At 29.3% G+C, this 12,599-nt stretch carries 13 protein-coding genes; 5 read left to right on the plus strand and 8 right to left on the minus strand.

Features of this window, described 5'->3' with window-relative positions; genetic code table 11:
- The first annotated feature begins 131 nt into the window (after positions 1 to 131).
- Positions 132 to 578 carry a DinB family protein gene (locus tag LPB136_RS07435; protein ID WP_158009618.1) on the plus strand — a complete coding sequence of 149 codons (447 nt, stop codon included), beginning with the start codon at positions 132 to 134 and terminating at the stop codon, positions 576 to 578.
- Between the two features lie 117 nt (positions 579 to 695).
- Here LPB136_RS07435 and LPB136_RS07440 read toward each other — a convergent pair whose 3' ends face one another.
- The 5 genes from LPB136_RS07440 to LPB136_RS07460 form a co-directional block, all read right to left on the minus strand.
- Entirely contained in the window at positions 696 to 1,211 is a 516-nt protein-coding gene (locus LPB136_RS07440) for a gamma carbonic anhydrase family protein (RefSeq protein ID WP_072555559.1), read from the minus strand.
- Positions 1,212 to 1,217: 6 nt separating this feature from the next.
- Positions 1,218 to 1,568: a hypothetical protein gene (locus tag LPB136_RS07445; RefSeq protein ID WP_072555561.1), complete on the minus strand. Its 351-nt coding sequence runs from the start codon at positions 1,566 to 1,568 to the stop codon at positions 1,218 to 1,220.
- A 1-nt stretch (position 1,569) separates the two neighbouring features.
- Positions 1,570 to 2,301 carry a LytR/AlgR family response regulator transcription factor gene (locus LPB136_RS07450; protein ID WP_072555562.1) on the minus strand — a complete coding sequence of 244 codons (732 nt, stop codon included), beginning with the start codon at positions 2,299 to 2,301 and terminating at the stop codon, positions 1,570 to 1,572.
- Positions 2,302 to 2,407: 106 nt separating this feature from the next.
- A complete protein-coding gene (locus LPB136_RS07455) occupies positions 2,408 to 4,597 on the minus strand; it encodes a tetratricopeptide repeat-containing sensor histidine kinase (protein ID WP_072555563.1) in 2,190 nt (729 codons plus the stop codon).
- Positions 4,597 to 5,331, minus strand: a complete 735-nt coding sequence (locus LPB136_RS07460) for a carboxypeptidase-like regulatory domain-containing protein (protein WP_072555564.1) — start codon at positions 5,329 to 5,331, stop codon at positions 4,597 to 4,599. The genes LPB136_RS07455 and LPB136_RS07460 overlap by 1 nt, the downstream gene beginning before the upstream one ends.
- A 209-nt stretch (positions 5,332 to 5,540) precedes the next feature.
- Here LPB136_RS07460 and LPB136_RS07465 point away from each other — a divergent pair, with 209 nt between their 5' ends.
- Both LPB136_RS07465 and LPB136_RS07470 read left to right on the plus strand, forming a co-directional pair.
- Positions 5,541 to 6,254, plus strand: a complete 714-nt coding sequence (locus LPB136_RS07465) for an SIMPL domain-containing protein (protein ID WP_072555565.1) — start codon at positions 5,541 to 5,543, stop codon at positions 6,252 to 6,254.
- A 47-nt stretch (positions 6,255 to 6,301) separates the two neighbouring features.
- Positions 6,302 to 7,432 carry a vWA domain-containing protein gene (locus LPB136_RS07470; protein WP_083426201.1) on the plus strand — a complete coding sequence of 377 codons (1,131 nt, stop codon included), beginning with the start codon at positions 6,302 to 6,304 and terminating at the stop codon, positions 7,430 to 7,432.
- Between the two features lie 61 nt (positions 7,433 to 7,493).
- On the opposite strand, the gene LPB136_RS07475 is transcribed toward LPB136_RS07470, so the two are convergent.
- Both LPB136_RS07475 and LPB136_RS07480 read right to left on the minus strand, forming a co-directional pair.
- A complete protein-coding gene (locus LPB136_RS07475; RefSeq protein WP_072555568.1) occupies positions 7,494 to 8,345 on the minus strand; it encodes a glucosaminidase domain-containing protein in 852 nt (283 codons plus the stop codon).
- A complete protein-coding gene (locus LPB136_RS07480; protein WP_158009619.1) occupies positions 8,345 to 9,286 on the minus strand; it encodes a 1-aminocyclopropane-1-carboxylate deaminase/D-cysteine desulfhydrase in 942 nt (313 codons plus the stop codon). Before LPB136_RS07480 ends, LPB136_RS07475 begins: the two co-directional genes overlap by 1 nt.
- 319 nt (positions 9,287 to 9,605) lie before the next feature.
- On the opposite strand from LPB136_RS07480, the gene LPB136_RS07485 reads away from it, so the two are divergent.
- Entirely contained in the window at positions 9,606 to 10,241 is a 636-nt protein-coding gene (locus LPB136_RS07485) for a transmembrane-type terpene cyclase (protein WP_072555570.1), read from the plus strand.
- Here LPB136_RS07485 and LPB136_RS07490 read toward each other — a convergent pair.
- A complete protein-coding gene (locus LPB136_RS07490; protein ID WP_072555572.1) occupies positions 10,231 to 12,147 on the minus strand; it encodes an ABC-F family ATP-binding cassette domain-containing protein in 1,917 nt (638 codons plus the stop codon). The genes LPB136_RS07485 and LPB136_RS07490 overlap by 11 nt on opposite strands.
- A 75-nt stretch (positions 12,148 to 12,222) precedes the next feature.
- Here LPB136_RS07490 and LPB136_RS07495 point away from each other — a divergent pair, with 75 nt between their 5' ends.
- Positions 12,223 to 12,597 carry a DUF983 domain-containing protein gene (locus LPB136_RS07495; protein ID WP_072555573.1) on the plus strand — a complete coding sequence of 125 codons (375 nt, stop codon included), beginning with the start codon at positions 12,223 to 12,225 and terminating at the stop codon, positions 12,595 to 12,597.
- Positions 12,598 to 12,599: the final 2 nt, after the last annotated feature.

Consider the following 12,599-nt stretch of genomic DNA (forward strand, 5'->3'; position numbering starts at 1 on the left):
GTTGATTAGTTTTTTGATTGAAAAACTCGGTTTCGGTAAAAGGAAATCGAGTTTTTTTGTTTCTTAAATCCTACTTTAACTTAACGTAAATTATTAACTTTGTTATTGTAATTATCCTAATAATTGAAACTTTGAATAAAGACGAAATAATAACATTTTTTGAAAGAGATTTAAACAGATTAACTGCTGAATTAGAACTTTACAAAAAGGAAGAAAATATGTGGTTAACAGAAAAACATATTTCTAATTCTGCTGGAAATTTAACGCTTCATATTATTGGAAATCTACACACTTTTATTGGAAAAGAAATTGGTAAAACAAATTATGTAAGAAATAGACCGCTAGAATTTAATCAAAAAAATGTTTCAAGATTAGTGTTAATTGAAAGCATAAAAAATACTTTAAAAATGATTAAAAAAGCACTTTCTCCTTTATCGGAAGAGGATTTAAAGAAAGACTACACGCTTTTAAAGTTTTCTAAAACTGAATCCGTTGAGTATTTACTGGTTCATTTAACCACACATTTAACGTATCATCTTGGGCAAATAAATTACCACAGAAGACTAATAGACAAATAAACGCCATAAACAAACAAATACGCCTGCGTTAGGGATTGAAGCACTTGTTTGAGCTCTTTTTTTATTTTTCTTAAAAAAAAGCGAGTGCGGAAAGCCTGACCTTTAGGTAACGCCCAACTATTCTTTAAACCAACTCGAATATTTTACGTAATTATTAGCAATTCTATCAATTTCTCCTGAGATTAATTCTTGCGAAATGTCTTTAACTTTCTTGGCAGGAACGCCCGCATAAATGCTTCCGCTTTTAACGTGTGTGTTTTTTGTAACTACAGCTCCAGCAGCAATAATTGAGTTAGATTCCACCACACAATCGTCCATAATTATGCTACCCATGCCAACCAAAACATTGTCTTGAATTGTGCAACCGTGTACAATGGCATTGTGCCCAATAGAGACATTATTGCCAATTGTTGTGGGCGATTTTTGATAGGTTGCGTGAATTACTGCGCCATCTTGGATATTGACTTTATTACCCATTTTAATAAAATGTACATCGCCTCTTATTACTGCATTAAACCAAATTGAACATTCTTGTCCCATTTGTACATCACCAACAATGGTAGCGTTTTCTGCAACATAAGTTCCTTCTGGTATTTGTGGATGTTTTCCGTTTACGGGTTTTATTATTGGCATATTAATTTATTTATCAATTGAAGTAAATTTAACTTTTTCTTTTTCTATAGTAACAATAAAGTAATCGTCAAATGGAATTCCATTAGTAAAGTAACCAAAAGCATAACTTTTTCTCTCATCATTAATTTTATACTGTAAAACATAAGCACCGTCTCCTTTAGAAACCTTATTCATATTTACAATATACTTTTTGGTTTCTCCAGATTTTAAGCTAATAAAGTTACTATAGTTAGGTTGAATTATTAAGGAATCTAAAACAGAATTGGAATTATTTTTAATTTCAAACATTACATTTTCTTTGTAAAATTTGCAAGAAACAAAGAAAGAAAATATTAATACTAAAATTATTTTTCTCATACTATTTAAAATAAGATAACAAATTAGCTTTTTTTGAGGCAGAAACCAAAATTTCTTTTCCGTTAGAAACTATTACACTTCCACCCTTTCCTTTTTTGTATTTAGTAATTGCATTTACGTTTACCAAATACGATTTATGTATTCTTGCAAAGGTGTATTCTTTTAAAATATCTTCGAAATACTTCAGCGTTTTACTGACCAACTTTTTGGAATTTGCTAAATGAATTTCGGTATAATTATCATCTGCTTTACAAAAAACAATATCGTTTATATCTAAAACTTCAAAGCCGTCTTGTTGTGGAATTGTAATTTTTCCTGAAGCTGAATTTGTAGTTGGTGTTAAAACTTGATGCTGTAATTGATTCTCTTTTTCTTTAATTTCTGTGACAATATTTACAGCTTTAATAAGCTCATCTATAGAAATTGGTTTTAGCAAATAATAACTTGCATGGTTGTTTAAGGCTTCAATTGCATAATGATCATAAGCGGTTACAAAAACTGTTTCAAAGGTTCTGTCTGCTACTTTTTCTAACAAATCGAACGCATTACCAAACGGCATTTCTACGTCTAGAAAAACTAAATCAAGTTCGTGTTTTTGAATTAACTTATACGCATCTTCTATGTTACTTGCTTCACCCAACAATGTTACATTTGGGCAGTATTTACCTAAATAATTACGGAGAATATCTCTGCTTATTTGTTCGTCTTCTACAATTATTGCTTTTAGTTTCATGTTTAATTTTTTGAAGCTATTTCCTGCTTTCCGTTATATCTTTTTTTATGAAAAATAAAAAAAGGATATCACTTCAATCAGGGCTAAACTTGTTTGCTTACTTCTTTTATTTCTTTAAAAAAACGTCCACTTTTGTTCCGCTTCCGTCTGCTGAAACATCAGTAATTGTTACAGAAATTTTTTCTTTGTACATATCGTTTAAAATGGCAATTCTATTTTTAATTGTACTCATTCCTTTCGATTTTTGCTTCAACTGATTTTTAGTTTTCAATGCCTGCGATTGCTTTCTTCCAATACCATTATCTTCAATTGAAACCTGAAGCGTTTCAGCATCTTTTTGAATTATAGAAATGGATAAGTTTCCTTTTTCTTTTCGGTAACGCAAACCATGCCAAATAGCATTTTCAATATACGGTTGCAATAACATTGGCGGAATAGAAAATTGGTCTAAATCAATATTTTTAGCTACGTTTATTTGATAATCGAACTTATCTTTAAATCTATTATGCTCTAATTTCACATACAATTCTAACAATTCAATTTCTTTTGTAAACGGTATAAAATCTTCGTCAGAATTTTCTAAAACCGAACGCATTAAAACTGAAAATTCAGATAAATATCGGTTTGCATTTCGCTCGTCATTTACCGCAATAAAACTGTTTACTGAGTTTAAAGCATTAAAAATAAAATGCGGATTCATTTGAGAACGCATCGATTTTAATGCCAACAAATTGTTAGCTAATTTTTGTTGTTTTGTGGTTCTAAACATAAAATACGCTAACAAACTCATCAATAAAAAACCTGCAATTAAAGAGTAAATTATGTATTGTTGTCGTTTATTACTTTCTTGCGTAAGCTGCTGATCTTTATACGCTAAACTAATTTTGCTATTATTTAATTCCTTGTCTTTTTCGAGGCTTGAAATCCTATTTTGATTGTCAGAAATTTTCTTAGAAAAACGTTTTGTTTGTTGAATCTCCTGTTGCTTTCTCACATAATCTTCATCTACCAACTTTACATATTCTTTGTAATTTTTTAATGCTTCTGCATCGTTTCCAACGGTTGCAAAAGCTTCAGAAATTCTACGTGTTGCATCTTTTTCAACTTCAAAATCGCCTTCTTTTTTTGCCTCGCTTTTACTCTTTTTAAAATAACTAATTGCCTTAGGATATTCTTCTTTTAACAAATAAGCATTCCCAATTTTATAGTTTATTTTTTGCGTGTTTATTGAGTCTTTATTTATAGCAATTGGAGTCTCCAACTCTAAATCTTCAATCTCTTCAGCTTCCTCTAACGTTTGTTGACGGAGTTTAATTTCATCGTCATATCTACTAGATTTATTGTAATAATCTGCTACTCTTTCTTGCTCTTTTAAAGAACGTTTTTTGTTTTCTTTAGACGCTAAATCTAAAGAGTTTTTAAACAACGTTTCTGCCTCTATTGCATTACCAAGATTTGCAGAAACTTCCGCTAATTTTGAATTTAAGTCCGTAATTTTTGGTGTTACTAAATTTTTCTTAGCAACATTTAACGCTGTTTGATAATGTGTTTTTGCAAGGTTAAATTTCTGCTGCGCCAAATAGACATCTCCTAAACCTTCATTTACCACAATTACCTGATAACTAGTCAACTTATTACTTAAAAGTGTTTTATAATTTTGCTCGCTATCATTATATTTTTTAAATAAAAACTTGTTTTTAGCCAACTGTAAACGCGTATCTACCTTATCAGTTAAACGAAGTGAAATAGTATAGTTTTCTATTGCTAAATCGTATTGTTTCCAATAAGAATATACATCTCCTAATGTTTTATACGCTACTGAATTATTGTCTTTTGACGCGTTATTTTTTAATGCTTCCGTTATAAAAGATAAACTTTTATCAATGTCTTTTTTCTTGTAGAAATTAGCTGAATCTAAAAAATGAGTTTGATTTACTACGCTGGACTTTGATACATATTTAGATTTTCTTTTCCGAGGAAAACCTTCAACCAAAATCTTAACATCTTCATCTGATTTTATCGTGTAATGAACCGTATCAAAATCAGGATGACTAACTATTAACTCATCATTTACATTAGCTTTCACTTTATAAACTCCATTAAAATCGGCAAATGAAGTAACAAAACCATTTACCTGAACCTCGGCATCTTTTATGGCATTATTATATTCTTTATCTACTACCCTTACTTTAACTATAAAGGATTTTGGATTTGAAACTGCTTCATTCTCTTGTGAAAACACAGAAAAAACAACTCCAAAAAGGAATATAAAAAGTATGTTAATTTGTTTGTTCATTAGTATCTTTTATTCTCTTTACTTCTAAAAATATTTAAACATCTTTGAAAAAAATTAGGTTTTTCTGCAACAGCAATCATTCCTACAGTTACAACTTCCCCTAAAATACTATCATCTTCTTCCATTAGAATTACAAGTGGCTTTTTAATTGATAAAATATCAATTTCTTGAGTCATAAAACCTACATAAGAAATAACTAAGATATGAGACTTTCTTTTTTTATTGGGTATTTCTATAGAAAAATTTCCATCAAAATCTGTTTCTGCTCCAATTGTTGTTCCTTTTAACATAATTGTTGCTCCAGGTAAAGGACCTGTAACATCACTAATTTTTCCTTTTATTGAAATACTATCTGTCTTAACTTCTTTATCTACAAAAACAGCCTCAATAGTTGGATCTACTTTTTTAAAATGATGACTTTCAACCTTATTTACTTTATCTTGAGACAATATTGGCTCAGCAGTAGAAATCATAGACATTAATGCGAAACTTGCAGCTACTTTAGATAAACTTTTATTTTGTGGAGTTTCGATTTCTCTTTCTAATTGAGAGTTTTTAAAACGACCGCATAAATTTTTACTTTCTGAAACTATACGTGTTATTTTAGCATCTGTAAGTTTTGTAAAATCTACCACTTCTTTATTACAACTTTTACAAAATTTTCCTTTTTGAACAGGACTCATTTTAGCCCAGTTTTCGTGACATGGTTTCGGAATAGATAATTGATATTTCATAATAATTTGTTTTAATTTCTTGGTAAACTTAATCACAAAAAACCAACCAAAAAAACCACAAAACCTAATATATAGTTGATAAAATGGCTAAAAAACCATGTTTACTCAATTCTTATTCTCGTTCACTCATTCAAAAGTACACTTCACTCATTCTGGTTTTTTTAAGAAGAAAGTTGGCAGTAGTTTTATACCATCAAACAACAAACATTATGAAAAAAATTGCATTTATTATAACACTTATTATTTCAACTTCATTAATAGCGCAAACTGTAAAGCCTTTTGAAAAGCCATACATAGAAGTTACCGGAAAAGCGGAAAAAGAAATTGTTCCAGATGAAATTTACATCGATATCTGTTTAGAGGAACGAATGGAAAAGGGAAAGAAAATAACAATTGAACAACAAGAAAGCGAATTAAAAACAGCGCTCAAAAATGCAGGTATTCCAATTGAAAATCTTTCAATTGGAGACATAAACGCTGTGATTGTTAAAACTGGTTGGTGGAGAAAAAATGTGCTATCTAAAGCTAATTATGAATTAAAAGTAAACGGCGCTCTTCAACTAAAAAAAGTGTTCGAAGCTATTGAAAAACTAAAAATCACAAACGCATACATAAACAGAGCAACACATTCTAAAATTGAAGAAATAAGGAGAGAAATTAGAATAAAAGCAATTAAACAGGCAAAATTGAAAGCAGATGATTTATTAACTGCCATTGGTGAAAAAACAGGAAAACCTATTGTTATAAATGATCTTACTAACAAACAGCAACAAAATTATGTGTTAGCAAACCATTCAAATCGTTCGATAAACAAAATTTCTTCTTATGAAATAGAAGAGCAATCTTACAAAAAAAGAAGCGCTGTTCAATTTCAAAAAATAAAAATAACAGCAACTTTTTATGTAAAGTTTGAAATTAAATAATACCACAAACCAAACTCAATTAATTGTATCATTTAAAACAAAATATTATGAAAACATCAGTAAAAACGTTCGTCCTTTCATTCCTTTTCTTAGGATTAATTTCTTGCGGAAACGCAAATGCTTCAGAGAAACATCCGAAGAAAAAAAACACCATTAAAGTTGCTTTATTACTCGATACAAGCGGAAGCATGAGCGGATTAATAAACCAAGCAAAAGCACAATTATGGGAAATTGTAAACGAACTTTCGTATGCAAAATGTGGCAACGATAAGCCTAATTTAGAAATTGCTTTGTATGAATATGGAAACGACAGAATATCTTCAGAAAGTGGTTTCATAAGAAAGGTTTTACACTTTAGCACGGATTTAGATGAAATCTCAGAGCGCTTGTTTTCTTTAACTACAAACGGCGGAAGTGAGTATTGTGGTAAAGTTATTCAGACTTCAATAAACGAGTTAGAATGGGGCAAAAATAAAGGTGATTTAAAAATGATTTTTATTGCTGGTAACGAACCTTTTACGCAAGGAAATGTGTTTTATAAAGACGCAATTACCAATGCAAAAGAAAATGACGTTGTGGTAAATACTATTTTTTGTGGAGATTACAGAACTGGAGTTTCAGGAATGTGGCAAGATGGAGCTACGCATGGAAATGGAGATTACATGACGATAAACCACAATAAAAAAATTGTACACGTTGTAACTCCTTATGATGATGAAATTATCATCTTAAACAAGCGTTTAAACAAAACTTACGTTTATTATGGCAATAAGGGTGCTTCTAAATTTGCAAGCCAATACACGCAAGATATGAATGCTGAAACATTAGACGAAGTTGTAGTTGTAAAACGTGCGGTTAGTAAAAGTTCTCGCTTGTATAATAATAAAAACTGGGATTTAGTAGATGCTGAAAAAGAAGCTGATTTTAATTACAACAAGATAAAAAAGACGCAATTACCTAAAGAATTGCAAGGGAAATCTACTTCAGAAATTAAAAAATATGTAAAATCCAAAAGTGAAGAGCGTGCTAAAATTCAAAAAGAAATTAAGGAATTAGATAAAAAACGTAGAGTTTTTGTTACTAAAAAACAGCAAGAAAAAACCAATAAAGATGAGCTAAATAGCGTGATGATTAATGCTATTAAAAAACAAGCAAAAAAGAAAAGTTATACTTGGTAAAAAAGTTTGGTTGATTTAGTTAGTGGGTTCGTGGAGATTGTTAGAAATCTCTGCGAACTTTTTAGTTTAACAATAAATGCTGGCCAATACTAATTTCGTTACTTGTTAGTCCGTTAATTTCTTTTAACTTCTCAACAGTAGTATTGTACTTTCTAGAAATTGAATATAGTGTATCTCCTTTTACAACTTGATAATAATTACCAACAGTATTTTCTATTACAATGTTAGGTTCTTCTTTCACAATTTCAGGATTATCTTCAACAATTGTATGGTTATTTTGTGGCTTAGCATAATCGAATTCGTACAATTTATACCTTTCAATAATACTTATTAATTTACTTGGATACTTACGATCGGTAGCATAACCAGCTTTTCTCAATCCTTTTGCCCAACGTTTATAATCTTTAGGATCTAAAGTAAATAAACTTGCATATCTTTTTCTACCTGCCAAAAAAAGTGAATGATCTTTAAAAGAAGTATCTGGGTGTTGGTATTTTCTAAAACATTCTCCTTTTTCATCATCGTCATGCAATACTTTTTGACCTTGCCAACCTCTGTGACATTTTATTCCAAAGTGATTGTTAGATCGCGTTGCTAAATCGCTACGTCCATTTCCAGATTCTAAAATTCCTTGTGCTAATGTAATACTTGCAGGAACTTTATGCGCATGCATTTCTGAAACAGCAATTGGTGCAAATTTATTAATGTATTGTAAAGTATATCTGTTTAAATTAGGATTCGCTTTAATAATCTCTTCCACATGTTCTTCTTGATTAACATTTGGCTGTTCTTCAGGTGTTTCCTCAACAATTACAACAACTGGCTTTGTTGGTTGAACAACCTTTTTTTTAGAACCACAGCTTGTAAACGCTAAAGTTGATAGAACAATTATTATTAAATACTTTAACTTCATTAAACCAATATTAACTCTTTATTCTTTGTTTTTAATTGCGCGTTAACTCCGTCAATTCCTTGTAAACCTCCAGTATGAATCACTAAAATTTTACTTCCTTTTTCAAAGTAATCTTTACCTACTAAATCTAAAACTCCAAATAGCATTTTACCTGTATAAACTGGATCTAATGGAATTGATGTTTCCTCTTTAAATTGATTAATAAAGCTAATTAATTCTTCATTATATTTTCCATATCCACCAAAATGATATTTCTTTTGCAATTTCCAATTATCATTTCTAGTTGTATACTTTTTAATATCATCAGCTAAAGAATAGGCTTTTAAAGCAGGAAAACCCAATATTTTTTGGTTCTTTTTTGCTGAATTTACTAACCCTGCAATTGTTCCTCCAGTACCAACTGCACTACAAATATAATTGAACTGACTATCTTCTTCTGTTAAAATTTCTTGGCAACCATCTACAGCTAAGCAATTTGTTCCTCCTTCAGGAATAAGGTAAAAATCTCCCCATCTGTTTTTTAACTTTTCAATAAAACCAAACGATGTTTTTTGACGATAAACATCTCTAGGAACAAACTGAAAATGCATTCCATTTTCATGTGCCTCTCTTAAAGTTGCATTGTTTTTTAAAGTTTCCTTTATATTAAGACCTAACTCTTCTCCACGAATAACACCAATTGTTTTAAAACCACTTTTCTTACCTGCAACAGCTGTTGCTACAATATGATTAGAAAAAGCTCCTCCAAAAGTTAATAATATTTTTTTCTTTAATTTTTGTGCTTCTTGAAGGTTATATTTTAATTTTCTGAATTTATTACCCGAAACAAAAGGGTGTATTGCGTCCTCTCTTTTTACAAATAACTCCACTCCTTTTTCTTCTAGAATAGAAAGATTAATTTGTTGATTTTGGGTTGTAATTCCTTCTTTAAAAATATTCATATTAGTATTTTCCAAAAACTGGATTTATAAATTTATTCAGTTAGATTTCTATCTTTACCAAAAGGTTAGATAATTGCAAAAATAGTGTTTGATTTTGTATTTATAATAACGAAAACCTATAAAAAACGTTTATTTTTTAATAAAATTTAACTTTATAATAATAGTAACTTTGGCTTAAAATTATAAAAATAATTTAAAACAAGAAAGAAATCATTATTTATTTGAATGCTTTTTAAAATTATATTTATCAATTCAATAAACCAAATAAATTGGTTTATTTTAATAAATTAGCCAAAAAGGTAACAAAAAAAGAAAACCTATGAATTTAAAGTTAATCTTGTTAATTATTTGTGGTGCTTTTTGGTCTATAACTTATATAGCTGTTGCTAGAAAAGGCTTAAAAGATAAAACGTATGCAATGCCTTTTTTAGCATTGTCTCTTAATTTTTCTTGGGAAGTTTACAACACAATACAAGGATATCTTTTTGCAGGTTTTCATATTTCTACAAAAATAAATATTGTTTGGACTTTATTAGATATGCTTATTCTATACACTTATTTTAAGTATGGAAATAAAGAATTAGGGAAAGATAAAAAAACGTTTTACCTATACTCAATTTCAATTTTGCTACTATCTTTTTGCCTTCAACATTATATTGGTTATAAATTAGGATTAATTCAAGGTGCCGTTTATGCTGGCTTTTGGATTAACTTATTAATGTCTATTCTATTTATTAGATTGTTTTATAAAAGAAGTAATTTAGAAGGACAGTCTTTATTAATTGCATCTGCTAAATGTATAGGAACTTTAGCTATTACAATTCTTGTTGGTGTTCTTGGAATTAACCGTCTAGGTGGCAAAATAGACTCAATAATGTATATTGGCTTTATTACTTTTATTATAGACTTTTATTATGTTTACCTTGTTGGTAAATCTTTAAAGACTAAAAATTAGTAACTTGTTCCTCTACTGTTTCCCATGCTGTCATTAAATCTTCTACTTTTTTCTTTTTGGCTTTATAGTTTTCAAAGAAATTAGGCTTCGAAGAAACTTCATCATAGTTTTCTGCTAATTGCAAATCAATCTTGCTAATTTCCTTTTCTAAATCGGCAATTTCAGTTTCAATTTTATTAAGTTTATTCTTTAACTTTTTTAATGCTTTTTCTTGATCTCTAGATAATTGATGTGCCTCTTTTTTAGCAGGTGTTTTTTCAACTTTTACAACGGTTCTTTTTTCTGCTTCGCGAAGATTTTCAATTTTATGTTGTTCTAAAAAATAATCTATATCACCTAAATATTCTTTAATCTCTTTGTCTTTAAAACCATAAACTGTTGTGGTTAATCCTTGTAAAAAATCTCTATCGTGAGAAACAACAATTAACGTTCCATTAAAATTATTTAATGCTTCTTTTAATACAGTTTTAGAGGCAATATCCAAGTGGTTTGTTGGCTCATCCATTATTAATACATTAAATGGCTGTAATAATAATTTACACAAGGCAAGTCTATTTCTTTCTCCTCCAGAAAGTACTTTTGCTTTTTTATCTACTGCATCTCCTCCAAATAAGAACGAACCTAACATGTCTCTAACACGCATTCTGTTTGTATCTGTAGCTGCATCTTCCATAATTTGCAACACCGTTTTTTCTGGTGGCAAATGTTCTGATTGATTCTGAGCAAAATATCCAACTTCTACATTATGACCTAGTTTTAAATGTCCTTCAAAAGGAATTTCTCCAACCATCATTTTTGCTAATGTAGATTTTCCTTGCCCGTTTTGACCAACAAAGGCAATTTTACTATTACGTTCAATTAATAAATCTACACCTTCTAAAACATGTTTATCTCCATAACTTTTACTAAGGTTTTCTGCTTCAACAATAATTTTACCAGGCTCTTTAGATATATTAAAACGAACATTCATGGCTTGATTATCATCTTGGTCAACTTCAATTAATTCAACTTTATCAAGTTGTTTCATTAAAGATTGTGCCATAGAAGCTTTACTTGCTTTAGCTTTAAATTTATTAATTAAATGCTGTTTTTGCTTTATTTCTTTTTCTTGATTTTTCTGTGCTTGAAGCTGCTTTTCTTTTATTTCAGCTCTTAATAATAAGAATTGTGAATATGGTTTTTTGTAATCATAAATCTGACCTAAAGAAATTTCTATAGTTCTATTTGTTACATTATCTAAAAACATTTTATCGTGAGAAACCAATACAATTGCACCAGAATACGACTTTAAGAAGTTCTCTAACCAAATAATAGATTCAATATCCAAGTGGTTTGTTGGCTCATCCAACAATAAAATATCATTATTTTGAAGTAGTAATTTTGCTAATTCTATTCGCATTCTCCAACCTCCAGAAAAAGTATCTGTTAGTTTATCAAAATCTTCTCTTTGAAAACCTAAACCTTGTAATATTTTCTCAGTATCTCCTTGGTAATTATAACCACCAAGTAGTTCGTAACGCTCTGTAAATTCTGTTAGATCTACAATTAATTGAGAATACTCTTCACTTTCGTAATCGGTTCTTGTAGCTAATTGCTCGTTAATTTCATCTAGCTTTGCTTCTATTTCTTTAATTTCTTCAAAGGCTTGGTACGCTTCTTCCAATATTGTTCTTCCTTCTACAAAGTCAATATCTTGACGTAAAAAACCCATATTAATATCCTTATCAAAAGCCATTGAACCTCCACTAGACTCAATATCTTTAGACAACACTTTTAATAAAGTAGATTTCCCTGCTCCGTTTTTACCAATAAGACCAATTCTATCACCTTTATTTAATTTAAAAGTGATACCAGAAAACAAATCAGTTCCCATAAAAGAAACCGTTAAATTGTGTACGTTAAGCATAGAATGTAATAAATGTTACTTAATTAAATGGATAAAAAAATTACCTTTGCAAAAGTATATAAATTATAACGCAAGATGTTTAAAAAAGGAACAAAACTCTACAGTATTTTTACAGGTAAATGTCCACATTGCCATGAAGGTAAATTCTTTAAGTATCCTTTTACAATTAAACCTTCAAAAATTCTTAAAATTTACGATAATTGTGAAGTTTGCAACCAAAAATATATGCTAGAGCCTTCTTTTTATTATGGAGCAATGTATGTAAACTATGGTTTATCCGTAGCAACTTTTGTAGCTGTATTTATTATTGCTAAAGTACTTTTAGGGCTTACAATTTTAGAAAGTTTTATTGCAATAATAATAGTATCAATACTACTTACACCTTTTTGCTTACGTCTTTCTAGAATTATTTGGATAAATATTTTTGTACATTACAAAAAGAAAAAATAAGT

The organism is Tenacibaculum todarodis (assembly GCF_001889045.1).
GTDB classification, from domain to species: domain Bacteria; phylum Bacteroidota; class Bacteroidia; order Flavobacteriales; family Flavobacteriaceae; genus Polaribacter; species Polaribacter todarodis.